Source organism: Thauera sp. WB-2, from assembly GCF_027594845.1.
Classification (GTDB): Bacteria; Pseudomonadota; Gammaproteobacteria; order Burkholderiales; family Rhodocyclaceae; genus Thauera; species Thauera mechernichensis.
The window spans coordinates 1,679,336-1,704,280 of the sequence record NZ_CP088935.1 but is presented as its reverse complement, the minus strand read 5'-3'; the positions used below and the strand labels follow the sequence as shown (position 1 = coordinate 1,704,280).

The 24,945-nt window shown below is 65.5% G+C and carries 21 protein-coding genes; 6 read left to right on the top strand and 15 right to left on the bottom strand.

Annotation, left to right across the window (positions count from 1 at the left end):
• Positions 1 to 8 precede the first annotated feature (8 nt).
• The 13 genes from LQF09_RS07785 to LQF09_RS07725 all read right to left on the bottom strand — a co-directional run bounded on the left by LQF09_RS07785 (position 9) and on the right by LQF09_RS07725 (position 16,072).
• The gene (locus LQF09_RS07785) at positions 9 to 2,072 is read right to left on the bottom strand and encodes a hypothetical protein (RefSeq protein WP_270069601.1); all 2,064 of its coding nucleotides are present in this window, start codon (positions 2,070 to 2,072) and stop codon (positions 9 to 11) included.
• A complete protein-coding gene (gene cysM, locus LQF09_RS07780; protein WP_270069861.1) occupies positions 2,056 to 2,946 on the bottom strand; it encodes a cysteine synthase CysM in 891 nt (296 codons plus the stop codon). Before cysM ends, LQF09_RS07785 begins: the two co-directional genes overlap by 17 nt.
• A 70-nt stretch (positions 2,947 to 3,016) precedes the next feature.
• A complete protein-coding gene (gene lapB / locus LQF09_RS07775; RefSeq protein ID WP_270069600.1) occupies positions 3,017 to 4,192 on the bottom strand; it encodes a lipopolysaccharide assembly protein LapB in 1,176 nt (391 codons plus the stop codon).
• A gap of 6 nt (positions 4,193 to 4,198) precedes the next feature.
• Positions 4,199 to 4,507 carry a LapA family protein gene (locus tag LQF09_RS07770; RefSeq protein WP_002923824.1) on the bottom strand — a complete coding sequence of 103 codons (309 nt, stop codon included), beginning with the start codon at positions 4,505 to 4,507 and terminating at the stop codon, positions 4,199 to 4,201.
• Between the two features lie 87 nt (positions 4,508 to 4,594).
• Positions 4,595 to 4,882 (bottom strand): integration host factor subunit beta, encoded by a 288-nt coding sequence (locus LQF09_RS07765; RefSeq protein ID WP_002923822.1) that lies wholly within the window; start codon positions 4,880 to 4,882, stop codon positions 4,595 to 4,597.
• A gap of 11 nt (positions 4,883 to 4,893) precedes the next feature.
• On the bottom strand, positions 4,894 to 6,597 hold the full coding sequence (gene rpsA / locus LQF09_RS07760) for a 30S ribosomal protein S1 (protein WP_270069599.1): 1,704 nt from the start codon (positions 6,595 to 6,597) through the stop codon (positions 4,894 to 4,896).
• A gap of 102 nt (positions 6,598 to 6,699) precedes the next feature.
• Positions 6,700 to 8,640 (bottom strand): bifunctional 3-phosphoshikimate 1-carboxyvinyltransferase/cytidylate kinase, encoded by a 1,941-nt coding sequence (locus tag LQF09_RS07755; RefSeq protein ID WP_002923820.1) that lies wholly within the window; start codon positions 8,638 to 8,640, stop codon positions 6,700 to 6,702.
• A 130-nt stretch (positions 8,641 to 8,770) separates the two neighbouring features.
• Positions 8,771 to 9,658: a prephenate dehydrogenase gene (locus LQF09_RS07750; RefSeq protein WP_002923819.1), complete on the bottom strand. Its 888-nt coding sequence runs from the start codon at positions 9,656 to 9,658 to the stop codon at positions 8,771 to 8,773.
• 14 nt (positions 9,659 to 9,672) lie between these two features.
• On the bottom strand, positions 9,673 to 10,770 hold the full coding sequence (gene hisC / locus LQF09_RS07745) for a histidinol-phosphate transaminase (protein WP_002923818.1): 1,098 nt from the start codon (positions 10,768 to 10,770) through the stop codon (positions 9,673 to 9,675).
• An 86-nt stretch (positions 10,771 to 10,856) separates the two neighbouring features.
• Positions 10,857 to 11,924 carry a prephenate dehydratase gene (pheA, locus tag LQF09_RS07740; RefSeq protein WP_002923817.1) on the bottom strand — a complete coding sequence of 356 codons (1,068 nt, stop codon included), beginning with the start codon at positions 11,922 to 11,924 and terminating at the stop codon, positions 10,857 to 10,859.
• A 63-nt stretch (positions 11,925 to 11,987) separates the two neighbouring features.
• The gene (serC, locus tag LQF09_RS07735) at positions 11,988 to 13,085 is read right to left on the bottom strand and encodes a 3-phosphoserine/phosphohydroxythreonine transaminase (RefSeq protein WP_002935738.1); all 1,098 of its coding nucleotides are present in this window, start codon (positions 13,083 to 13,085) and stop codon (positions 11,988 to 11,990) included.
• Positions 13,085 to 15,748 (bottom strand): DNA gyrase subunit A, encoded by a 2,664-nt coding sequence (gyrA, locus tag LQF09_RS07730; protein ID WP_270069598.1) that lies wholly within the window; start codon positions 15,746 to 15,748, stop codon positions 13,085 to 13,087. Before gyrA ends, serC begins: the two co-directional genes overlap by 1 nt.
• Before the next feature lie 99 nt (positions 15,749 to 15,847).
• Positions 15,848 to 16,072, bottom strand: a complete 225-nt coding sequence (locus tag LQF09_RS07725) for an oxidoreductase-like domain-containing protein (RefSeq protein ID WP_002923814.1) — start codon at positions 16,070 to 16,072, stop codon at positions 15,848 to 15,850.
• Positions 16,073 to 16,169: 97 nt separating this feature from the next.
• Here LQF09_RS07725 and grpE point away from each other — a divergent pair, with 97 nt between their 5' ends.
• The 3 genes from grpE to dnaJ all read left to right on the top strand — a co-directional run bounded on the left by grpE (position 16,170) and on the right by dnaJ (position 19,998).
• Positions 16,170 to 16,736, top strand: a complete 567-nt coding sequence (gene grpE / locus LQF09_RS07720; RefSeq protein WP_002923811.1) for a nucleotide exchange factor GrpE — start codon at positions 16,170 to 16,172, stop codon at positions 16,734 to 16,736.
• Positions 16,737 to 16,851: 115 nt separating this feature from the next.
• Positions 16,852 to 18,780 carry a molecular chaperone DnaK gene (dnaK, locus tag LQF09_RS07715; protein ID WP_002923810.1) on the top strand — a complete coding sequence of 643 codons (1,929 nt, stop codon included), beginning with the start codon at positions 16,852 to 16,854 and terminating at the stop codon, positions 18,778 to 18,780.
• Positions 18,781 to 18,876: 96 nt separating this feature from the next.
• On the top strand, positions 18,877 to 19,998 hold the full coding sequence (dnaJ, locus tag LQF09_RS07710) for a molecular chaperone DnaJ (RefSeq protein WP_002923808.1): 1,122 nt from the start codon (positions 18,877 to 18,879) through the stop codon (positions 19,996 to 19,998).
• A 113-nt stretch (positions 19,999 to 20,111) separates the two neighbouring features.
• Here the strand turns inward: dnaJ and cysS are convergent, their stop codons facing one another.
• Positions 20,112 to 21,497 (bottom strand): cysteine--tRNA ligase, encoded by a 1,386-nt coding sequence (cysS, locus tag LQF09_RS07705; protein WP_270069597.1) that lies wholly within the window; start codon positions 21,495 to 21,497, stop codon positions 20,112 to 20,114.
• 250 nt (positions 21,498 to 21,747) lie between these two features.
• On the opposite strand from cysS, the gene LQF09_RS07700 reads away from it, so the two are divergent.
• From LQF09_RS07700 to LQF09_RS07690, 3 genes are all read left to right on the top strand, one after another.
• Positions 21,748 to 22,329 (top strand): peptidylprolyl isomerase, encoded by a 582-nt coding sequence (locus LQF09_RS07700; RefSeq protein WP_002923804.1) that lies wholly within the window; start codon positions 21,748 to 21,750, stop codon positions 22,327 to 22,329.
• A gap of 72 nt (positions 22,330 to 22,401) precedes the next feature.
• Positions 22,402 to 22,896, top strand: coding sequence for a peptidylprolyl isomerase (locus LQF09_RS07695; RefSeq protein WP_002923803.1), 495 nt, complete (start codon positions 22,402 to 22,404; stop codon positions 22,894 to 22,896).
• A 68-nt stretch (positions 22,897 to 22,964) separates the two neighbouring features.
• Complete coding sequence (locus tag LQF09_RS07690; protein ID WP_002923802.1) at positions 22,965 to 23,732, top strand: UDP-2,3-diacylglucosamine diphosphatase; 768 nt, start codon at positions 22,965 to 22,967, stop codon at positions 23,730 to 23,732.
• 17 nt (positions 23,733 to 23,749) lie between these two features.
• Here LQF09_RS07690 and LQF09_RS07685 read toward each other — a convergent pair whose 3' ends face one another.
• Positions 23,750 to 24,934: an O-succinylhomoserine sulfhydrylase gene (locus LQF09_RS07685; protein ID WP_002923801.1), complete on the bottom strand. Its 1,185-nt coding sequence runs from the start codon at positions 24,932 to 24,934 to the stop codon at positions 23,750 to 23,752.
• Positions 24,935 to 24,945: the final 11 nt, after the last annotated feature.

Sequence of the window (24,945 nt, the reverse complement as noted above, 5' to 3'; positions counted from 1 at the left end):
GCCGGCGCTCAGCGCAGTTCGGGAGAGACGTTGTCGGCCATGACGCGCTGCAGGCGTTCAACCAACTCGTTCCAATTGACGCGTCGATTGTAGCCGATGACATCCAGCGCCGGGACGCCCCCGCCACGCACGATCACGAAGCCGCCATCCGCGCGCGCGCCGCCCTCCACACCATCCATCATGCATACACCGGCGCGCAACCGGCATGTCAGCCCGAGCTCGCGATAGCCGAAAGTATCGAAGATGCCCAGCAGGCTGCGCTGAACGGCCGCCATCGCCCCGCCACCGCCCAGGGCGCTGATGTTCTGCACTGCACGCTGGCTGATGCGGCGCGGATAGCGCCCCGGGCTGCTGCTGATACGGGCATCGAAAGCGACCGGACGCCAACGCACCAACTCCAGGCCTGCGAGGCTCAGGTCCACGAAGCCCGTGACGCTGCCGAAACTGAAGGTATCGGTCAATTGGGAAAGGTCGAGACGGCGCCCCTCGATGTCCGCGCTCAAATGCGAAGCAACCCCGAAGGGCTCGACAAGACGCAGGCCGGTGGCCTGAAGATAGCCATCGAACACCGATACGACGAGCGCACCATTCAACGTAATTTCACCCGGACTGACCCGTACGTCGGGCAGGGAAGCCGCGAGCACGCCCCCCATCCGTGGCATCTCGAGGGCCTCGGTCAGAAGCGGCATCGACACCGGCTCGATCACCACGCCCCCCACGCCCTGCCAACCGGCATCCGTGTGCGCGAGCGTGAGGTGCTCGATGACGAGGGCGCCGTCGAGCACAGGCAAACGGGCGGGCGCCAGGCTCAGCGAGCGCCCGTCGAGGCTGGCCTCGAGCTCGAAACTGCCCAGCGCGATCCGCTCCCATTGCCCACCACCAATCCGCAGCCGGCTTGAAGTGCTCGCACCTGCGTGCCACGCGAGGGTGCCACCGACAGGCCCAAGCGCGAAGCCGCCCCCGCCCGCAGCGCCGACGAAACCGAACCCAGCACCTTCCAGCCGGACATCGATTTGGGCCAATACCCCGTCCTGCAGCCGTAACAACCCGTCCAGTTGTCCGCCGAAGTACATGCGGTCGGCACTCGCCGGCGCAATCAAGGGCGCGATCCAGCGCGGCCCAAGCACACCGAGGTCAGCGTTGGTCAGTTCGAGTTCAAGCTCGAGTACGGCTGCCGTGTCGAGCTCGACACGCGCACTCGCATCCAGCCTGCCCACCCCCTCCAGCGCCACCTCGCTGCGCTCCACGACGACGACCCCACCCTGCAGGCGCCCCTGCGCACGCACGCTCGGGCCAGCCTCGAGGTACAGCGGGTGCAGATAGGCGGCCCCATGTCGCCACTCGACCTCGCCCTGCCACGCCCAACCGTCGTCGAGCGCCCGTGCCGTGCCTGAGATTGCGAGCTCGAGCGACTCGCCCGCCTGCAAACCGTCCGCGCTACCGAAGCCGGCATCGAACAGGCGCACATCGATGCTGACGCGCGCAGGCGAATTGCCGTCTGCACCCCAGCGCAATTCCCCATCCAGGGTAGCAACAGGGCGGAAACGCTCGAAAAGTGTGTCGATGTCGGCGTCCAGACCCGCCAGCACCGCGTGCAGCTTGTCCAGAGCAAGCCGATCCGCCCTCGCCCGCAGGCCGCCACCCTCGAAGGTGAGTCCGAGTCGCCCGCCATCGGCGAAGGTCAGACCGAGCTCGCCTCGACCATCGCCAGCCAGCTCAAACTCGGCCACCAGCGGCAAGACCCTGCCGGCGACGCTCAGGCGCGCAGCACCGCAGTGCACCGCATCGAACGTCAGGGTGGCATGGCTGCAGCGCAACGCCAGGTCGCGCCACTGTCGCTGCCCCAGGCGCAGCCGGTCCACGCGCAACACCGCCGCGCCAGACTCGTATTCCAGGCTTAGCCGCTGCAGGGCCAGCATCGGGCTGGCGAGGTCGCCCAGGCGCAGCGCCAGGCGGTCGACGGCAGCCGCGGGCGCAAGTGACCACAGCACAGCCGCCGACAGCAGGAACAGAATGAGCAGCCGGCCCCGGCAGACCGTGCCGCGCAGCGAGAGCTCAGGCGGGGAAGACACCCGTCGACAGGTAACGGTCGCCACGGTCGCAGACAATCGAGACGATCACCGCGTTCTCGACCTGCTCTGCTACGCGCAGCGCGACATGCAGCGACCCGCCCGACGAGATGCCTGCGAAGATGCCTTCCTCGCGCGCCAGCCGGCGCGTCATCTCCTCGGCCTCGGCCTGACTCACACGCTCGACCCGATCGACGCGTGGACGCTCGAAGATCCGCGGCAGATAGGCCTCCGGCCACTTGCGGATACCGGGAATCTGCGAACCCTCCTCGGGCTCGCAACCGATGATGCAAACCGCCGGGTTCTTCTCCTTGAGGAACCGGGAGGTACCCATGATGGTGCCCGTCGTGCCCATCGAGCTGACGAAGTGCGTCACCGTACCAGCGGTCTGCTCCCAGATCTCGGGTCCCGTGCCCTCGTAATGGGCGAGCGGGTTGTCCGGATTGGCAAACTGATCAAGGATGATGCCCTTGCCCTCGTCGCGCATACGCTCGGCGATATCGCGCGCCATCTCCATCCCGCCCGAGGTCGGCGTGAGCACGAGCTCTGCGCCGAACGCGCGCATGGTCTGGCGCCTTTCCACGCTCTGGTTCTCGGGCATCACCAGGATCATGCGGTAACCGCGCATCGCGGCAGCCATCGCCAGCGCGATCCCGGTATTGCCGCTGGTGGCTTCGATCAGCGTATCGCCGGGCTTGATGTCTCCGCGAGCCTCCGCCCGCATCACCATCGACAGCGCCGGACGGTCCTTGACCGAGCCCGCCGGGTTGTTGCCCTCGAGCTTGGCGAGGATCACATTGTTGCGGCCGGCGTTGATGCGCTTGAGGCGCACCAGCGGAGTGTGGCCGACGTAGTCTTCTAGGGTCCTGAAGTCCATTGTGTTCATTCGCGCTCGTTGGAAAGGGGAGACACTGGATGGTTACCGCGATCGAACGCGGAGACGATGCTCAGGGCACGAGATCGAACTCTTCCGTTCGTCGCGGCGGATAGGTTTCCCAGCCACCGCAGGCAGGGCAACGCCAGTGGAACTGGCGTGCCTTGAAACCACACGCGTCGCACCGATAACGGGCCACGCGCCGGGTGTGGCCATGGATCAACTGCTTGACCAGTTCGATATCGCCACGCTGCTCGACGGGAGCCGCAAGCAGGGCTGCCTCGAGCAGTTTGTCCAGACCGAGCAGGGTCGGATTGCGCCGCAACTCCTCACGCACCAGCTCGTACGCCGCCTTCGGCCCTTCGCGCTCCATCTCCCACTGAAAGAGCTCGTCGAGCAAATCCAGCGAGGCATGGGACGACAGCCAGGCGCTCAGCAGCTGGTGCCCCTGCTCCACCAGGCCGCGCCTGCCATAGGCCTCCATGACACGCTCGGCGACCAGCGAAAGGTAGATCGGGTTCTGGTTCTCCACCCGCTTCCAGGCTTCGAGTGCTGCCTCATCGTCGCCGTTCGCGGCGTGCAGATCACCAAGCAGCAGACTGGCCCGCACACTACGTGGATTGACCACAAACGCCCGCTCCAGGTGCCCGCCAGCCTCATCGGGGCGGGAGTTGGCTATCGCAGCCGCAGCAAGCTCGCAGTGAAAGTTGGCGACCTCGGTGCGCCACAGGTGACTCTCGTGTTGAGGCAGGGCCTGCGCGACATCGATCGCCTTGGCCCAGTCCTTCTCCTGCTGGTAAATCTCCAGCAGGTAACGCAGCGCGACGTCGTTCGCCGGCGTGCCGCGCAGCCGCACGAAGACGGCCTCGGCGCGATCGAGCAGTCCCGCCTTGAGGAAATCCTGGCCAAGCTCGCCCAGGGCCTGCAGGCGCTGCTCCTCGCTGAGGTCTTCGCGATCGACGAGCAGCTGGTGGATACGGATCGCGCGGTCGGTCTCTCCACGCCGCCGGAACAGGCTGCCGAGCGCAAAATGGAGCTCAACCGTGTGCGGGTCGATGCGTACGGCCTCGACGAAGGCGTCGATCGCCTTGTCGGGCTGCTCGTTGAGCAGGAAGTTGAGTCCGCTCAGATAGGAGCGCGGCAGGGAGCGCGACTCCTTGACGACCTGGCGAATATCAATGCGCGCAGCCAACCAGCCGAGCGCGAAGAACAGCGGCAGGGCCAGAAGCCACCAGAACTCGATTTCCATGAGGCCTCAAGGCATGGGCAACTGGGCTTCGCCCGCTGCCGGGCCGACCTGAGGTTGCGCCCTGTCGCGCTCGGCTTGCTCGAGCTGACGGCGCAGGCGGGAGATCTCCCGACGCTGACGCATGAGCGACGCAAGGGTCGCCGTCACGCCCAGCAGGGCCCCTGCCGCGAAAGTCAGGAGAATGACGAATACCAGGGGAAGCTGCCACTGACTGCCGAAGAAGAAGCTCAGGGTCACAAGATGATCGTTCTTGATCGCGAACCCGAACAGCAGAAAGAACAGCACCAGGCGGATGAACCAGATGATTGCGCGCATGGCCGGCATTATCCCCGAGCAATGAACAAAAAAGAAGGCGGCCGCAGCCGCCTTCCATTATTGCCTGTAAATCCGATCGCCGCGCGGTCACGTGCCGCTGAGGTCCACCCGCTCGCGCAACTCCTTGCCCGCCTTGAAATGCGGGACGTATTTTTCCGGCACATGCACCTTCTCGCCGGATTTCGGGTTGCGCCCGGTACGGGGGGGACGGTAGTTCAGCGCAAAGCTGCCAAACCCGCGGATCTCGATGCGATCACCGCGCGCCAGCGCGTCAGTCATCGCATCGAGGATCATCTTGACCGCGTAATCGGCGTCCTTTGCGACCAGCTGGGGAAAACGCTCCGCCAGCTGGGCGATCAGCTCCGATTTGGTCATGATCGGTCAGCTTACTGCTTCTGCTCGTTCAGCTTGGCCTTGAGCAGGGCACCCAGGTTGGTCGTGCCAGCCGAGCCCGAACCTTCCGAGGCGAGCTTGTTCATGGCTTCGGACTGCTCGGCCTGATCCTTGGCGCGGATCGACAGGCTGATCGAGCGGGTCTTGCGATCGACGTTGATCACCAGCGCCTCGACCTCGTCACCTTCCTTGAGGACGGTGGTCAGGTCATCAACGCGATGGGCAGCCGCTTCGGAAGCGCGCAGGTAGCCTTCGACGTCGTCACCCAGCGAGATCACCGCACCGCGGGCCTCGACCGACTTCACGGTGCCGCGCACGAGGCTGTTCTTCTCGTGGGTGGCAATGAAGTTGGTGTAGGGGTCGCCTTCGAGCTGCTTGATGCCGAGCGAGATACGCTCGCGCTCGACGTCGATCGCCAGCACCACGGCCTCGACCTCGTCGCCCTTCTTGAACTTGCGCACAGCGTCTTCGCCGGACTCGCTCCAGGACAGGTCGGACAGATGCACCAGACCATCGATGCCGCCTTCCAGGCCGATGAACACGCCGAAGTCGGTGATCGACTTGATCTGGCCACGGACCTTGTCACCCTTCTTGTGGTTGATGGCGAAATCGTCCCACGGGTTCGACATGCACTGCTTCATGCCCAGAGAGATGCGGCGACGGTCTTCGTCGATCTCGAGGATCATCACTTCGACCTCGTCGCCCAGCTGGACGACCTTGGTCGGGTGGATGTTCTTGTTGGTCCAGTCCATTTCGGACACGTGCACCAGGCCCTCGATGCCCTGCTCGACTTCGACGAACGCGCCGTAGTCGGTGATGTTGGTGACCTTGCCGAACAGACGGGTACCCTGCGGGTAACGACGCGAGATGCCGACCCACGGATCTTCGCCGAGCTGCTTGAGGCCGAGCGAGACGCGGTTCTTTTCCTGGTCGAACTTGAGCACCTTGGCTTCGATCTCGTCACCGACGTTGAGCACTTCGCTCGGGTGACGGACGCGGCGCCAGGCCAGATCGGTAATGTGCAGCAGGCCATCGATGCCACCCAGGTCGACGAACGCACCGTAGTCGGTGATGTTCTTGACGATCCCCTTGATGACGGTGCCTTCCTTGAGGTTCGAGAGCAGCTTCTCGCGCTCTTCGCCCATCGACTCTTCCAGCACGGCACGACGCGACACCACGACGTTATTGCGCTTGCGGTCGAGCTTGATGACCTTGAATTCGTATTCCTTGCCTTCGTACGGCGTGGTGTCCTTGACCGGACGCATGTCGACCAGCGAACCCGGCAGGAAGGCGCGGATGCTGTTGGTCATGACGGTCAGGCCACCCTTGACGCGGCCAGTGATGACGCCCTTGACCAGGGAGCCTTCGTTGAGCGCCTTCTCGAGGTCGTTCCAGGCGGCGATGCGCTTGGCCTTCTCGCGCGACAGGCGGGTTTCGCCGTAGCCGTCTTCGAGCGCGTCGATGGCCACATGGACGAAGTCACCGACGTTGACCTCGAGTTCGCCGCGATCGTTGCGGAACTCCTCGATGGGCACGTAGCTTTCGGACTTCAGGCCGGCGTTGACGACGACGAAGTTCTGGTCGATGCGCACGACTTCGGCGGTGATGACTTCACCGGCGCGCATTTCCTGGAGGGCGAGGCTTTCCTCGAAGAGGGCGGCAAAGCTATCTTCGAAGGAGGGGGTGGCGTTGGACATAGGGATAAGGATCCGGCACCGCCGTGGGACGGCAAACATGGTTGGTTCAAGAAAAAACGCGCCGAAGCCCACGCTTCTGCGCGACGGTTTCAGGCCGGACGCCTAGCCACCCGCCCGAACGAGGTCGAGCACGAAGGCCACGGCCTCGTCGACGGACCTCTCGGTGGTATCGAGCAGCACCGCATCCGGCAGTTTCACGAGGGGCGCGACAGGCCGGGCGGCATCGCGCGCATCCCGTTCCTGAAGGTCCTTCAGAAGACTTTGGATATTAGCAGGCATTCCCTTTTCCATCAACTGCTTATAGCGGCGCTCGGCACGCGACTCAGCGCTGGCGGTCAGGAACACCTTCACCCCGGCGTCGGGGAACACCACTGAGCCGATATCGCGCCCCTCGGCCACCAGGCCGGGGCCGATGCGATAGTCGCGCTGGCGGTCGAGCAGGGCCTCGCGCACCTGCCCCAACACCGCCACCTTCGACGCCCCGACCGAGCAGGCCTCGGTGCGGATCGCATCGCTGACATCCTCGCCTGCGAGCAGGATAAGGCCGTTCTCGAAACGTGCCGGGAGGTCCGCGGCAATCGCTGCGACGCCCACCTCGTCATCCAGCGCAATGCCTGCACGCATGGCCGCAAGCGCAACCAGTCGGTACAGCGAGCCGCTGTCCAGACAATGCCAGCCCAGCGCCTCCGCCACGCGCGCCGCCACCGTCCCCTTGCCCGAAGCCGACGGCCCATCGATGGCGACGACCGGCACGGCTCGCGCCACCTGCCCGAACACGTCGAAATAGCCCGGGAAGGTCTTGTTGACGCAGCGCGGATCGTTGATGCGGAGCCGGCATCCGCCCAGCGTGACGAGCGAGAAGCACATGGCCATGCGATGATCGTCGTAGGTATCGATCGCTGCCGGCTGCAGGCGCGCCGGCGGCGTCACCACGAGGTAGTCCTCGCCCTCCTCGATCTGCGCCCCGACCTTGCGCAGCTCGATCGCCATCGCCGCGATGCGGTCGGTCTCCTTGACGCGCCAGCTGGCGATATTGCGCAGCCGGCAGGGACCGTCGGCAAACAACGCTGCCACCGCCAGCGTCATCGCCGCGTCCGGGATGTGGTTGAGGTCCAGATCGAAGGCCTTGAGGCCTCCCTCGACCGGCGCCGCGGCCTCGATCCAGTTGTCTCCCATGGTGATGCGGGCGCCGAGTTGCTCGAGCGCTTCGGCAAAGCGTACATCGCCCTGGATGCTCGCCCGCCCCACCCCTTCGACCCGCAGCGGGCCACCGCCGATCGCACCCGCCGCCAGAAAGTACGAGGCCGACGACGCGTCGCCTTCGACGAACACCGTTCCGGGGCTTCGATAGCGGGCGCCGCCGGGCACGACGAAGCGCTCCCAGCCATGCTGCTCGACCTGCACGCCGAAGCGCGCCATCAATTCGAGCGTGATGCGGATGTAGGGTTTGGAGATGAGTTCGCCGACGACCTCGACCGTCGTTTCCACCCCTGTCAGCGGCAGCGCCATCAGCAGGGCGGTAAGGAACTGGCTAGACACGTCGCCCCGCACCCTGACCACACCGCCCGGGCGGATGCTTGCCGGTCGCAGGTGCAGCGGCGGATAGCCCTCGTTGGCCGTGCACCTGATGTCGGCACCGAGTGCACGCAGCGCGTCGACGAGGTCGCCGATCGGGCGCTCATGCATGCGCGGCACACCCGAGAGGCGGTACTCGCCCCCCGACAAGGCCAGGGCTGCGGTCAACGGCCGGAAGGCGGTACCGGCATTACCAAGGAAGAGCTCGGCATGCTTGACCGGAAACGGTCCGCCAACGCCCCGCACGCGGTAGTCAAGCGAGTCGCCATTGCGCTCCCAGCACACGCCAAGCGTCTGCAGGGCGTCGAGCATGCGCTCGACATCGTCCGACAGCAGCAGATCGCGAATCTCGGTCTCGCCCTCGGCAAGCGCAGCAAGCAGCAGGACCCGGTTGGAAATGCTCTTCGAGCCCGGCAGGCGAACCGTACCGGCTGCACCGAGCATCGGCGGCAAATCGAGAAATTCCATCATCACCTCTCAGGGATCGCCCCACGATGCGGGGCGGGAAGAACGGGGGCGGCTCCAGCGGCGAGCACAGCGGTCACAGCGCCACTCTCGGGTCGGCCAGGACTGCAGCCGATGCGGCGGCACCGCCGCGCTATTCTGCGGCCTGTACCGGCAAGCCCTCTGCCCATGCATTGCGCGCCCGGCGTGCACGCTCGAACACCGCCTCGAGACCGGCGCCATCACCGGCCTCGAGCAGCCCACGCAGGTGCGCGAGCTCACCGAGATAAGCGTCAAGCTCGTCGAGCAAGGCGACCCGGTTGGCGATGCAGATATCGCGCCACATCTCGGGATGACTGCCCGCGATGCGGGTGAAGTCGCGAAAGCCGCCCGCCGCATGGGAAAACAGCAAGGGCGCGTTGGGTCTGCGTGCGAAGTCATCGACCAGGCCGAACGCCAACAGGTGCGGCAGATGGCTGACCGCCGCAAAGACCCGGTCGTGCTCGCCGGGGCTCATGTCCACCACGCGTGCACCACAGGCTTCCCAGGCGGCACGCACGAGCTCGACCGCTGCTGCGCGACTCTCGGGCAGCGGGGTCAACACTGCCTTGCGTCCGATGTAGAGCTCGGCAAACGCGGCTTCGACGCCGCTCTTTTCCGCACCTGCAATCGGGTGCGCAGGCACGACATCGGCAAGTGCGCCGGAGAGGTGGCGGTGCACCGCCTCGATCACGTCACGCTTGGTGCTGCCCGCATCCGTGACTACCGTACCTGGCCGCAGGTGAGGCGCCATCGCCGCCATGATCGCGTCCATCTGGCCAACGGGCGCTGCAAGCAGGACCAGGTCGGCGCCGTCGAGCGCATCCGCCCAGCCGGCCGCGACCTCGTCGATCACACCCAGCGCGAGCGCCCGCTGCAGGGGCTCGGGGCGCCGCCCCACGCCGACAACCCGCCCCACCTGCCCGGCACGGCGCAAGGCAAGGGCAAAGGAGCCGCCGATGAGGCCGACGCCGCAGATGACGAGCTTGCCGATCAGGGCCATCCTGCACCCTCCACTCAGGACAGGGCGCGGCGAAGCGCAGCGATGAAACGGGCGTTCTCTTCGGGCAGGCCGATCGAGACACGCAGCCAGTGCGGCATGCCATAGGCTGCAATCGGACGCACGATGACGCCCTGCTTGAGCAGTGCCTGGTTGATACCGATCGCATCACCGACCTTGAAGGTGACGAAGTTTCCAAACGACGGAATCCACTCCAGCCCCAGTTCGGCAAAGGCCTGGGTGAGTTGGACCATGCCGCGTCGGTTGATCTCGGCACTGCGGGCGATGAACTCTTCGTCGCCCAGCGCCGCCTCGGCCGCCGCCAGACCGACGCTGGTCACGTTGAACGGCTGGCGAACCCGGTTCATCAGATCGGCCACCTCGGGATGCGTCACTGCGTAGCCGACGCGCAGCCCGGCCAGGCCATAAGCCTTGGAGAAGGTGCGCGAAACGAGCAGGTTCGGATAGCGCCCTACCCAGGCCATCGCATCGTAGCGCTGCTCGGGCGCAAGGTATTCGGTATAAGCCTCGTCGAGCACCACCAGCACATGTTTGGGCACCGCGCTGATGAACGCCTCCAACTCGCCCCCCGGAACGAAGGTGCCGGTGGGATTATTGGGATTGGCGACGAAAACCACGCGCGTCTGCGGCCGGATCGCAGCCAGCATCGCTGCCAGATCATGACCGAAGTTGCGCGCAGGCACCTCGATTCCACGCGCGCCGCGCGCATGCGTCGCCAGCGGATAGACCGCGAACGCGTGCTGCGAATAGACCGCCGACAACCCCGGCGCCAGAAAAGCCTGCGACACCAGTTCCAGGATGTCGTTGGAGCCGTTGCCGACCACGATCTGCTCAGGGGCCACGCCAAACTTGTTGCACAACGCGCTCTTGAGCGCGAAAGCGCCACCGTCCGGGTAGCGCGCCACATCGCCTATCGCATCGCGTGCGGCGTCGCGCGCCGCAGGGCTCATGCCGAGCGGATTCTCGTTCGATGCGAGCTTGACGATGCTCGATTCGGCCAGCCCCATCTCGCGAGCGAGCTCCGAGATGGGCTTGCCCGGCTGGTAGGCCATGATCGAGCGGATGTAGTCGGGTGCCAGCGAGGCGATGCTCATCGTCTTCTCCTGTTTGTTCTGCATGCCGGTCGGGCTGCAGCATCAAGCGTCGCGCACCGGCGCCAGCCGCGCGCGCTCGCGCTGTGTCAGATTGCCGCCACCGGATACGAGCCGATGACCTTGACGAACGCTGCGCGATCGTTGAGTTCGGCAAGCGCAGCCGCCACCTCGGGATCGTCGCGGTGTCCATTGATGTCCGCGTAGAACACATACTCCCACAGCCCCGAGCGCGCCGGCCGCGACTGCAGCTTGGTCATGTCGACCCCATGGCGGGCCATGGGTTCGAGCAGGCCATGGATGGCGCCCGGACGGTTCGGTGCCGAGAACACCAACGAGGTGCGATCCTGGCCGGAGGGGCCCGCGTCGTGGTCGGCGATGACCAGGAAGCGCGTCGTGTTGTTGGGATCATCCTCGATGTTGGGGGCGAGAATGTTGAGGCCGTAGAGTTGCGCGGCCGCCTCACCGGCAATGGCGCAGGACTCCGGATCCTCCGAGGCCATGCGCGCGGCCTCGGCATTGCTCGCCACCGGGATGCGCGGCAGATGCGGCAGGTTGCGGTTCAGCCACTCGTGGCACTGCGCCAGCGACTGGGCATGCGAGTAGACACGGCGGGCCGCGCCGATGCCGTCGGCGCGCGACATCAACTGCTGGTGGATGCGCAAGCGCACCTCGCCGCACACCTTGAGCGGATTGGCGAGGAGCAAGTCAAGCGTGCCGCCCACCGCCCCCTCGGTAGAGTTCTCCACCGGCACCACGCCGTAGTCGGCATTGCCTGCCTCGACCGCTCGAAAGACGTCGTCGATCGCCGCCATCGCCATGAAATTGGGCGCGGAGCCGAAATGCTTGCGGCTGGCACTTTCGGAGAAGGTCCCGGCCGGGCCGAGATAGGCCACGCGCAGCGGCTGCTCCAAGCCCAGGCAGGCCGACATGACCTCGCGGAAGATGGTCTTCACCGCATCGGGTGACAAGGGCCCGGGGTTGAGCTCGGCCAAGCGGCGCAGCACCTGGGCCTCGCGCTCGGGGCGGTAGTACATGACGCCGCGTTTGATCTCCCCGACCCGTTGCGCGCAGCGCGCGCGCTCGGACAGGCGGGCGAGGATTTCCTCATCGAGGCGGTCGATCTCGTTGCGCAGTTTCAGCAGTTCGTCGCTCATGCTCGGCCCATGGCCCCCTTCAAGTTCCGCGTGTGGTTCTCGTTCGTGTGCTGCCCGGCGCGCTCAGCCGCGGCGAGCAGCGAAGTCGCGCATGAAATCGACCAGCGCCTGCACGCCTGCGATCGGCATCGCGTTGTAGATCGACGCCCGCATGCCGCCGACCGACTTGTGCCCCTTCAGCTGCACCAGGCCGGCCGCTCTCGACTCTGCCAGGAAGGCCTCGTTCAAGGACTCATCCTTCAGGAAGAAGGGCACGTTCATGCGCGAACGGCAAGCCGGGTCGATGCGATTCTCGTAGAAGTCGCTGGCATCGAGGAACTCGTACAGCAGCTTCGCCTTGGCGATGTTGTGCGCCTCGACCGCCGCCAAACCGCCCTCGCGCTTGAGCCACTGGAAGACCAGGCCGGCGATGTAGATCGCGTAGGTGGGCGGCGTGTTGTACATCGAGCCGTTGTCGGCCACGGTCTTGTAGTCGAAGGCGCTCGGGCAGTGCGGCATCGCGCGCCCGAGCAGGTCCTCGCGCACGATCACGATGGTCAGGCCCGCCGGGCCGATGTTCTTCTGTGCGCCGCCGAAGATCAAGCCGTACTTGGCCACGTCGATCGCGCGCGACAGGATGTGCGAGGACATGTCGGCCACCACCGGCACCTCGCCGCGGCCGATCTGCGCCAGATCGGGCTCGAAGGGGTACTCGACGCCGCCGATGGTCTCGTTGGTGCAGGTGAACACATACGCCGGATCGGCAGACAGCCTCCAGTCCGTCATCGGCGGCACGGTCGCGAAGCCGCTCGCCTCGGAGGTGGCCGCGATGTTCACCTCGGCGTACTTGCGCGCCTCCTTCTGCGACTTCTGCGACCACGCGCCGGTAACCACATAGTCGGCCACGCGCTTGCCGCCCATCAGGTTCATCGGGATGATCGCGTTCTCGGCGATCGCGCCGCCCTGCATGAAGAGGATGCGGTAGTTCGCCGGCACCGCCAGCAGCTCGCGCAGGTCCGCCTCAGCCTGGGCAGCAATGGCGGTGAACTCCTTGCCGCGATGGCTCATTTCCATCACGCCCATACCGCTGCCTTGCCAGTCGAGCATCTCGTCGGCGGCCTGGCGCAGCACCTCTTCGGGCAGCGCCGCTGGACCCGCGCTGAAGTTCCATACGCGACTCATCAGGCGCCACCCTCCTCGCCATCGGCAGATCCGTCAGCAGCATCGCCCGCCTCGCCCGCAGGCCTCTGCACCGAGGCGGCTGCCTCCTCCTCGGTCTCACCTTCGCCATTGACGCGCATGCTCTCGTCCGACTCGGACTCGGCCACCTTCTCGACGCTGGCAAGCCAGGTGCCTTCATCGAGGCTGATCAGCGTCACGCCCTGGGTCGAACGACCCATCTCGCGGATGCTCTCCACACCAGTGCGGATGAGCACGCCGCCGGTCGAGATCAGCATGATTTCGTCACTGGGCTCGACCAGCACCGCAGCCACCAGCTTGCCGTTGCGGTCGCTGGTCTGGATCGCGATCATGCCCTTGGTGCCGCGGCCATGGCGGGTGTATTCGGCCACCGGCGTGCGCTTGCCGTAGCCGTTTTCGGTCGCAGTCAGCACCGACTGCGACTCGTCCTTGGCCACCAGCATGGCGATCACCGACTGGCCGTCCTCGAGCATCATGCCGCGCACGCCGCGCGCATCGCGCCCCATCGGGCGCACGTCGGTCTCGGCAAAGCGCACCGCCTTTCCGGCGTCGGAGAACAACATCACGTCGCACTGGCCGTCGGTGATCGCCACCCCGATCAGGTGGTCGCCGTCGTCCAGATTGACGGCGATGATGCCGGCCTTGCGCGGGTTGGAGAACGCGGTGAGCGCCGTCTTCTTGACCGTGCCTTCCGAGGTCGCCATGAACACGAAGTGCTCCTCGTCGAACTCCTTGATCGGCAGCACCGCAGTGATCTTCTCGCCTTCGATCAGCGGGAAGAGATTGACGATGGGCTTGCCGCGCGAGTTGCGCGTACCTTCGGGCACCTCGTACACCTTGAGCCAGTAGCAGCGCCCGCGGCTGGAGAAGCACAGCACGGTGTCGTGGGTGTTGGCGACAAAGAGATGGTCGATGAAGTCCTCGTCCTTCATCGAGGTGGCCTGCTTGCCGCGGCCGCCGCGACGCTGGGCACGGTAGTCGGCCAGCGGCTGGCGCTTGAAGTAGCCGGTGTGCGACAGGGTCACGACCATGTCTTCCGGCGTGATCAAGTCCTCGATGTTGATCTCGGCGGTGTTCATCACCAGCTCCGAGCGGCGCGGGTCCCCAAACTGATTGCGGATCGCACCGAGCTCGTCGACGATGATCGCAGTGATGCGCTCGGGGCGCGCCAGGATGTCGAGCAGGTCGGTGATGACGTCCATCACCTCGCGGTATTCGCCGACGATCTTGTCCTGCTCGAGGCCGGTCAGACGCTGCAGGCGCAGTTCGAGAATCGCCTGGGCCTGGGTTTCGGACAGACGGTAGCCCTGCGCCTGCAGGCCGTACTGCGGATCCAGCCCTTCCGGCCGGTAGCTGTCGGCGAGCGCGCGCGACAGCATCTCTTCGACCAGCGCCGAGCGCCACTCGCGCGCCATCAGTTCGCGCTTGGCGTCGGAAGGCGTGGGCGCGGCCTTGATCAGCGCAATAATCTCGTCGACGTTGGACAGCGCCACCGCCAGACCTTCGAGGATGTGACCGCGGTCACGCGCCTTGCGCAGTTCGAAGATGGTGCGGCGGGTGACGACCTCGCGACGATGCTCGAGGAAGCACACCAGCATCTGCTTGAGGTTGAGCAGGCGCGGCTTGCCGTCGACCAGCGCCACCATGTTCATGCCGAAGCTGTCCTGCAGCTGGGTGTGCTTGAACAGCTTGTTGAGCACCACCTCGGGCATCTCGCCGCGCTTCAACTCGATCACCAGGCGCATGCCCGACTTGTCGGACTCGTCGCGGATCTCGCTGATGCCCTCGATCTTCTTCTCGTTGACCAGCTCGGCCATGCGCTCCTGCAAGGTGCGCTTGTTCACCTGGTAGGGCAGCTCGTCAACGATGATGGCCTGGCGGTCGGTCTTGCCGATGGGCTCGAAGTGGGTGCGCGCACGCATGATCACGCGACCGCGGCCGGTGCGGTAGCCCTCGCGCACGCCAGCAAGGCCGTAGATGAGGCCCGCGGTCGGGAAGTCCGGCGCCTGGACGATGTCGATCAGCGCCTCGATATCGGTGTCCGGATCCTCGAGCAGCTTCAGGCAGGCGTCGACCACCTCACCGAGGTTATGCGGCGGGATGTTGGTCGCCATGCCGACCGCGATGCCGCTCGAACCATTGATCAGCAGGTTCGGAATGCGCGCCGGCATGACCAGCGGCTCCTTCTCCGAACCGTCGTAGTTCGGGCCGAAGTCCACCGTTTCCTTGTCGATGTCGGCCAGCAGCTCGTGGCCGATGCGCGCCATGCGGATTTCGGTGTAACGCATCGCCGCCGCGTTGTCGCCATCAACCGAGCCGAAGTTACCCTGGCCATCGACCAGCATGTAGCGCAGCGAGAAATCCTGCGCCATGCGCACGATGGTGTCGTACACCGCAGTATCGCCGTGCGGGTGGTACTTACCAATGACGTCACCGACGATACGCGCTGACTTCTTGTAGGCGCGGTTCCAGTCGTTGGACAGCTCATGCATCGCGTACAACACGCGCCGATGCACCGGCTTGAGGCCGTCGCGCGCATCCGGGAGTGCCCGACCCACGATCACGCTCATTGCGTAATCGAGGTAGGAGTGCCGCATCTCCTCTTCAAGGCTGATCGGCAGAGTTTCCTTGGCGAACTGAGTCATGCTGGGAGCGGGCGTACCGCGTTTACCAAAACGCGAAATATTAACACGCGCGCCCTCCGCCCGCCCCGCCTTGGGCATCGGCGCATGCTCAAGACACGATCACTCCAGCGCGGCGATGGCATCCTCGCGCCAGAAACGTAGCGCTGCGTAATACCCCTCCCACACGCAGCCGTTGCAACCGCGCCCGCAGCAGCTGTCGGGCACTGGCGGTGGCGCGCGCAGGGCAAGGCCGCGCGCCTGCAGCGCCAGCTGCACCAGACTCACCAGCGCTTGCGCCTCGGCAAGATTGCGCATCGGCAGCGCAACCAGATCGCTCGTTCGCATGCTTCAGTTCCTCGGCCGAAAAAATGCGGCTCCAGCCCTTGAAATGACCAGACCGACCCCAATTTACCAGCGTCAGGAATTTACGGGAGCCTTATCCATGCAGGAACAGAACCCTTCGACGACGCCCGCCGATGAACTGGAAGTCCAGGCTACCACCGCCGAACACGCCGCCAGCGATGCGTCCAACGCGATCGACAGCATGCCCAGCCTCGAGGAGAGCCTGCGACAGGCCGAACTGAAGGCCGCCGAGCATCACGACGCCTGGCTGCGCGCCAAGGCCGAGACCGAGAATGTGCGTCGCCGCGCGCAGGAAGACATCGGCAAGGCCGCCAAGTTTGCCGCCGAGAAGTTCGCCAGCGCGATGCTGCCGGTCAAGGACAGCCTGGAGGCAGCCCTCGCGGTGGACAACCAGACCGTTGAGAAGCTGCGCGAAGGCGTCGAGTTGACGCTCAAGCAACTTGTCGCCGCTTTCGAAGGCGCGAGCCTGGCCGAAGAGAACCCCGTTGGCCAGAAGTTCGACCCGAACAAGCATCAGGCGATCAGCGCGGTCGAGTCGGACGCCGAACCCAACACCGTGGTCACGGTGCTGCAGAAGGGCTATCTGCTCAACGAGCGCGTCCTCCGCCCGGCACTGGTCATGGTGGCAAAGGCCAAGGGCCAGTAAGGAATCTGCGCGCGGCGGCTTGAAACCGTTGCGCGCCCCCCCATATTCGATCCAGACCGGCGCGCTACGAGCCGCGCCTCCAAATAAAGACTGAACTGACTGAGAAGGAACACTCATGGGCAAGATCATCGGCATCGACCTCGGCACCACCAACAGCTGCGTCTCCGTGATGGAAGGCGGCAAGCCGAAGGTCATCGAAAACTCCGAAGGCGCGCGCACCACCCCGTCGGTGGTGGCCTACGCCGAGGACGGTGAAATCCTGTGCGGCGCGCCGGCCAAGCGCCAGGCCGTCACCAACGCCAAGAACACCCTGTTCGCAATCAAGCGCCTGATCGGCCGTCGCTTCGAAGAGAAGGAAGTCCAGAAGGACATCGCCATGATGCCCTTCACCATCGCCAAGGCCGACAACGGCGACGCCTGGGTTGAAGTGCGCGGCAAGAAGATCGCACCGCCGCAGGTTTCCGCCGAGATCCTTCGCAAGATGAAGAAGACCGCCGAGGACTACCTCGGCGAGGAAGTGACCGAAGCAGTCATCACCGTGCCGGCCTACTTCAACGACAGCCAGCGCCAGGCCACCAAGGACGCCGGCCGCATCGCCGGCCTCGAGGTCAAGCGCATCATCAACGAGCCGACCGCGGCCGCGCTCGCCTTCGGCATGGACAAGAAGCCGGGCGACTCCAAGATCGCCGTGTATGACCTCGGCGGCGGCACCTTCGACATCTCGATCATCGAGATCGCCGACCTCGACGGCGAGCACCAGTTCGAAGTGCTGGCGACCAACGGCGACACCTTCCTGGGTGGCGAGGACTTCGACCAGCGCATCATCGACTACATCGTCACCGAGTTCAAAAAGGAACAGGGCGTCGATCTCAAGAACGACGTGCTCGCACTGCAGCGCCTGAAGGAAGCGGCCGAGAAGGCCAAGATCGAGCTGTCCTCGGGCCAGCAGACCGAGATCAACCTGCCCTACATCACCGCCGACGCCTCAGGCCCGAAGCACCTGGCGATCAAGATCACCCGCGCCAAGTTCGAGTCGCTGGTCGAAGACCTGATCGAGCGCTCGATCGCGCCCTGCCGCATCGCCCTCAAGGACGCCGGCCTCAAGGTGTCGGACATCGACGACGTGATCCTGGTCGGCGGCCAGACCCGCATGCCCAAGGTCATCGACAAGGTGAAGGAATTCTTCGGCAAGGAACCACGCCGTGACGTGAACCCGGATGAGGCCGTCGCCGTCGGCGCCTCCATCCAGGGCGGCGTGCTGCAGGGCGAGGTCAAGGACGTGCTGCTGCTCGACGTCACCCCCCTGTCGCTGGGCATCGAGACCCTGGGCGGCGTGATGACCAAGCTGATCCAGAAGAACACCACGATCCCGACCAAGGCCAGCCAGGTGTTCTCCACCGCCGACGACAACCAGAGCGCGGTGACCATCCACGTGCTGCAGGGCGAGCGCGAGATGGCCTCGGGCAACAAGAGCCTGGGCCAGTTCAACCTCTCCGACATCCCGCCGGCGCCGCGCGGCATGCCGCAGATCGAGGTCACCTTCGACATCGACGCCAACGGCATCCTGCACGTGTCGGCCAAGGACAAGGCCACCGGCAAGGAGAACAAGATCAAGATCCAGGCCAACTCCGGTCTGTCGGACGAGGAAGTCGAGCGCATGGTGCGCGACGCCGAGGCACATGCCGAGGAAGACAAGAAGGCCCACGAACTGGTCGACGCCCGCAACCAGTGCGACGCGCTGATCCACTCGACCAAGAAGGCGCTGGGCGAGTACGGCGACAAGCTCTCCGACGACGAGAAGGCCAAGATCGAAGCCGCAATCAAGGACGCCGAAGAGGCGATCAAGAGCGGCGACAAGGACACCATCGAAGCCAAGAGCCAGGCCCTGGCCATGGCCGCGCAGAAGCTCGGCGAGCAGATGTACGCCCAGGCCCAGGCCGAAGGCGGTGCCCAGGGCGCAGCCGGTGGCCAGCAGGCTGGCGGCAAGGCCGAGGATGCCGACGTGGTGGATGCCGAATTCACCGAAGTGAAGGACAAGAAGTAATCGTCACTCTGGCGACCCCTTCGCGGCCGAGCCCCGCCGGAGCCCTGCTCTGGCGTCGGCTCGGCCTTTGCTTGAGACCAGACTGAGCGACGCACCATGTCCAAAAGGGATTACTACGAAGTCCTCGGCGTCAACCGCGACGCCGGCGACGATGAGATCAAGAAGGCCTACCGCAAGCTGGCCATGAAGTTCCACCCGGACCGCAATCCGGACAACAAGGAAGCGGAAGAGAAGTTCAAGGAGGCCAAGGAGGCCTACGAGATGCTCTCCGACCCGCAGAAGAAGGCGGCCTACGACCGCTACGGCCACGCTGGTGTCGACCCGTCGATGGGTGGCGGCGGTCAGGGCTTCGAGGGCGGCTTCGCCGATGCCTTCGGCGACATCTTCGGCGACCTGTTCGGCGGCGGAGGCCGCGGCGGCCGCTCCAACGTCTATCGCGGCGCGGACCTGCGCTACAACCTCGAGATCACGCTCGAGGAGGCTGCGCGTGGCGCGGAGAAGACCATCCGCATTCCCACGGTCGAGGAATGCGGCACCTGCCACGGCAGCGGCGCCAAGCCCGGCACCCAGCCCAAGACCTGCCCGACCTGTAACGGCCACGGCCAGGTGCGCGTGCAGCAGGGTTTCTTCTCGATCCAGCAGACCTGCCCGAAGTGCCATGGCAGCGGCAGGATCATCCCCGACCCCTGCCGCGACTGCGGCGGTGCCGGCAGGGTGAAGAAGCAGAAGACGCTGGAGGTGAAGATTCCCGCCGGTATAGACGAAGGCATGCGCCTGCGCCACGCCGGCCATGGCGAACCCGGTGTCAACGGTGGCCCGCCGGGCGACCTCTACGTCGAGATCCACATCCGCAAGCACGCGGTGTTCGAGCGCGACCACGACGACCTGCACTGCGAGATGCCGATCAGCATCACCACGGCAGCCCTCGGCGGCGAGATCGAGATTCCGACCCTCGAAGGCATGGCGCGCCTGAAGATCCCGGCCGAGACCCAGAGCGGCAAGGTCTTCCGCCTGCGCGGCAAGGGCATCAAGAACGTACGCAGCCATGCGCATGGCGACCTGATGTGCCACGTCGTAGTCGAGACGCCGGTCAGTCTCACCGATCGCCAGAAGGAGTTGCTGCGCGAGTTCGAAGAGATCTCCAGCGGTAACGCCGACCGCCACAACCCCAAAGCCAAAGGCTGGATGGACAAGGTGCGCGACTTCTTCGGCAACTGAGCCCGGGCTACCCATCGGAAGAACGCCCGCCCTGCAATGCAGGAGCGGGCGTTTTTACATCTCTTGCAGTCCGTGGCCTGGGCCTCGTGCGCCGGTGCGCACTACCTCAGGCGTCAGGCGCGGCGCCAGGTCGTGCCGCCAGGCCCGTCCTCGAGGACGATGCCGGCCGCAGTCAGCTCGGTCCGGATCCGATCAGCCTCGGCGTAATCCTTTGCCTTCTTGGCTGCGGCGCGCGCGGCAATGCGGGCTTCGATCTCCCCGGCGTCAAGGCCTGCCGCATCCGCAGCGCCGGCCTGCAGGAAAGCCAGCGGATCGCGCTGAAGCAGGCCCAGCACGCCTGCCAGAGCCTTGAGTTGCCGCGCCAGAGCGGGCGACACACTGCGGTTGACCTCGTTCGCCAGCTCGAACAGCGCCGCGACCGCCTCCGCGGTGTTGAAGTCGTCGTCCATCGCCGCGCGGAAACGCCGGGCGTGAGCCTCTTCCCAATCCACCTCGGCATCGCCCTGCACCGGCACGTTCTTCAGCGCGGTATAGAGGCGCGTGAGCGCGTTGCGGGCGTCCTCGAGGTGGGTGTCGGAGTAGTTGAGCGCGCTACGGTAGTGCGCACGCAGGATGAAGAAGCGCACCACCTCGGGGTCGTACTTCTGCAGCACCTCGCGGATGGTGAAGAAGTTGCCGAGCGACTTCGACATCTTCTCGTCATCGACGCGCACGAAGCCGTTGTGCATCCAGTAATTGACGAAGGCGTGGCCGTGCGCGCCCTCGGACTGGGCGATCTCGTTCTCGTGGTGCGGGAACTGCAGATCCATGCCGCCACCGTGGATGTCGAAGTGGTCGCCAAGCAGGTCCGAGCTCATTGCCGAGCACTCGATGTGCCAGCCGGGCCGGCCCTCGCCCCACGGCGACGCCCACTTCACCTCGCCAGGCTCTTCGGTCTTGGCGTGCTTCCACAGCACGAAGTCGAGCGGGTCGTTCTTGTCCTGCGCCACGTCGACGCGCTCGCCGGCGCGCAGCTCGTCGAGCGACTTGCCCGACAGCTTGCCGTAGCCCTCGAACTTGCGCACCGCGTAGCACACGTCGCGGTTGGCTGCGACGTAGGCGAGGCCTTTGTGCTCGAGGCGCGAGATCAGCGACTGCATCTGCGCAACGTAGTCGGTGGCGCGCGGCTCGTGGTCGGGGCGCAGCACGCCCAGCGCATCGGCGTCCTCGTGCATCGCCGCAATGAAGCGGTCGGTGAGCGCGCGGATGGTCTCGCCATTCTCCTGCGCGCGACGAATGATCTTGTCATCGATGTCGGTAATGTTGCGCACGTAGGTGACGTCCAGCCCGCTCGCACGCAGCCAGCGCGCCACCATGTCGAACACCACCATCACGCGTGCATGCCCGAGGTGACAGAAGTCGTACACCGTCATGCCGCAAACGTACATGCGGACCTTGCCAGGTTCGATGGGCGTGAAGACTTCCTTGTTGCGCGACAGGGTGTTGTAGATGTTGAGCATCGGGATGACGGAAATACCGAAGATGAAGCACGCTGTGAGCGCGATTGTGAGGGGTGGGGCTTGTTGCTAGAATCTTGCGTCCAGCGGGCTCCAGGCCCGCATCGGCAGGGCGCAAATATACCACGGCAGCGGACCTCGCCCTTTCGTCATCCCTGCCTGCAAGGAAGGTTCGCGACATCTGTGCGAGAGCCTGCGCCAGTCCTGAGATGCCTTCACGCCCGTGGCCATGCGGCCAAGCACCGGAGACCCCATGAAAAAGCAATTGATCGCCTTTGCAGTGCTCGCAGCGAGTGCCTTGAGCACGCTGGCCGCCAACCCGATGGTCGAACTCAAGACCAACCAAGGCGAGATCGTGGTCGAACTGTTCGCCGACAAGGCGCCGAAGTCGGCAGAGAACTTCGTCCAGTACGTCAAGGACGGTCACTACAACGGCACCATCTTTCACCGTGTGATCGATGGCTTCATGGTCCAGGGCGGTGGCTTCGACGCCGACATGAAGCAAAAGAGCACCCGCGCCCCGATCGAGAACGAAGCGAAGAACGGCCTCAGGAACGAACCCGGCACCCTGGCCATGGCGCGCACCGCCGACCCGCACTCGGCCTCGGCACAGTTCTTCATCAACCTCGTCCCCAACACCTTCCTCGACTACCCTTCGCGCGACGGCTGGGGCTACGCCGTGTTCGGCAAGGTGGTGAAGGGCATGGACGTGGTCGACAGGATCGCCAAGGTCCCGACCGCGAACCGCGGTTTCCACCAGAACGTGCCGGTCGAGCCCGTGATCGTGGAAAGCGCCCGCCTGCTCGACGCTCCGGCAGGCAAGGCCGGCAAGTAAGAAGGGCCCTTCAATGGACGGGCGAGCGCACGCACTGCCCGGACGACAACAACCTCCCCAGGAGAGCACCACATGGCAGTCAAGTTGCACACCAACCACGGCGTCATCACCCTCGAACTCGACGCCGACAAGGCACCGGTCACGGTCGCCAACTTCCTCGCCTATGTGGAAGCCGGCCACTACGACAACACCATCTTCCACCGGGTCATTGACGGCTTCATGATCCAGGGCGGCGGTTTCGAGCCCGGCATGAACCAGAAGCCCACCGGCGAACAGATCAAGAACGAAGCCGACAACGGCCTGAAGAACGAACGCGGCACCATCGCCATGGCGCGTACCCAGGCGCCCCACTCCGCCACCGCGCAGTTCTTCATCAACGTTGCCGATAACGACTTCCTCAACCACCGCTCGCCCGACACCCAGGGCTGGGGCTACTGCGTGTTCGGCCGTGTCACCGAGGGCCTGGATGTGGTCGACTCGATCCGCAAGGTCAAGACCGGCTCCAGCGGCTTCCACCAGGACGTGCCCAAGGAGGACGTGGTCATCGAGCGCGCCGAAGTCGCCTGATCGTGACCACGCGCAGCGCCTCGCAAGCCAGCCCGCAGCCGGCGGTTCCGGACGGGTCTGGCGCGCCGATGCCGGAGGCCGCACGCGCGGCCCTTCCGGCATTGTTCATCTCCGACCTGCACCTGAGCGAAGACGAACCAGCCAACGTCGAGGCCTTCCTCGCCTTCCTGGAGGGCCCGGCACGCGAGGCGGCGAGCCTGTTCATCCTCGGCGACCTGTTCGAATACTGGGCGGGTGACGACGATCTTGCCACGCCCTTCAATGCGCGCATTGCAGAAGCAATCCGCACGCTCTCGTGCAGTGGCACCGCAGTGCACTTCATGACCGGCAACCGCGACCTGCTTGCCGGCCCGGCCTTTGCGACCGCGATCGGCGCGACCCTGCTCGATGACCCCGCATGCGTGCGCTTCGGTGACGCGGCAAACGCCCCCGTGCTCCTGCTCTCACACGGCGACGCCCTGTGCACAGACGACCTCGCCTACCAGGCCTACCGCCGCCAGGTACGGGACCCTGCCTGGCAAGCCGGCTTCCTCGCTCAACCCCTGGCTGCACGCAAGGCATTCATCGCCAGCCTGCGCCAGAAGAGCGAAACCGCCAAGGCCGGAAAATCGATGGAGATCATGGACGTCAACGCGGAGGCGGTCGCAGCCCTGCTCCGCAGCCACGACTACCCAATCCTTGTTCACGGCCACACCCACCGCCCGGACCTCCACGCGCTGAAGGTCGATGGCCGCGAGTGCGCGCGCCACGTGCTCTCCGACTGGCGGGGCGCCGCCTGTTGGCTAGCCTTCGACGGCAGCCGGTTCAGCGCCCACACCGACACAAGCGCCGGCTGAGCAATCCGGCTGTGCGCTCAGCGCGCCAGGCCGCGCGCCAGGTCTTCCTTGATGTCGTCGACGTGCTCGAGACCGACCGCCACGCGCAGCAGGCCGTCGCCGATCCCCGCGCTGGCTCGCGCCTCGGCGCTGATGCGGCCGTGAGTGGTGGTCGCAGGATGCGTGATCGTGGTCTTGGTGTCGCCCAGATTGGCCGTGATCGAGATCAGCCGGGTCGAGTCGACCACCTTCCAGGCGGCATCGCGACCGCCCTCGACGTCGAAACTGACGATTGCTCCACCCGTCTTCTGTTGGCGCATTGCCAGTTCGTGCTGGGGGTGAGAGCGCAAGCCAGGGTAGTACACCCGCGCCACACCAGGCTGGGCTTCGAGCCATTTCGCCAGCTCCAGCGCGCTCGCCGACTGCGCCTCCATGCGTACGCGCAAGGTTTCAAGACCCTTGAAGATCACCCAGGCATTGAAGGGCGACAGCGTCGGCCCGGCTGTGCGCAGGAACTTGAACACCTCGTCGGTAACGAGCTTGCGGCCCGCCACGGCCCCGCCCAGTACCCTGCCCTGGCCGTCCAGATACTTCGTCGCCGAATGCACGACGACATCCGCACCCAAGTCGAGCGGACGCTGCAGGGCCGGTGAGCAGAAGCAGTTATCGACGGCCAGCAGCGCCCCGGCCTCGTGTGCGATGTCTGCCACGGCCGCAATATCGATCACTTCGGTCAGCGGATTCGAGGGCGTCTCGGTAAAGAACAGCCGTGTCCTCGGCTGCGTGGCATCGCGCCAGGCATCGAGGTCGGTGGTCGGGACGAAGGTCGTTTGAATGCCGAACCTGGAAAGGATGCCGCCGAACAACTGCTGCGTGGCCCCGAACAAACCATTGGACGCGACCACATGGTCGCCCGCCTGCAGCGTCGCCATTGCGAGTGCAAGAATCGCCGACATTCCGGAGGCAGTCGCTACACAGCCCTCTGCGCCTTCAAGCGCAGCAAGCCGGGTCTGCAGCGCACTGACTGTCGGGTTCGAGAAACGGGCATAGACATAGCCCTCCTCCTCACCCGAGAAGCGCGCCGCCGCCTGTGCTGCGTTCTCGAACACGAAGCTGGAGGTCAGGTACATCGCCTCCCCATGTTCTCCGAACTGGCTGCGCTCGATGCCCGAACGCACGGCGAGCGTGTCGGGGTGAAGAGAATGCGGATCTGGAAGGCTCATGTTCGCTGCAA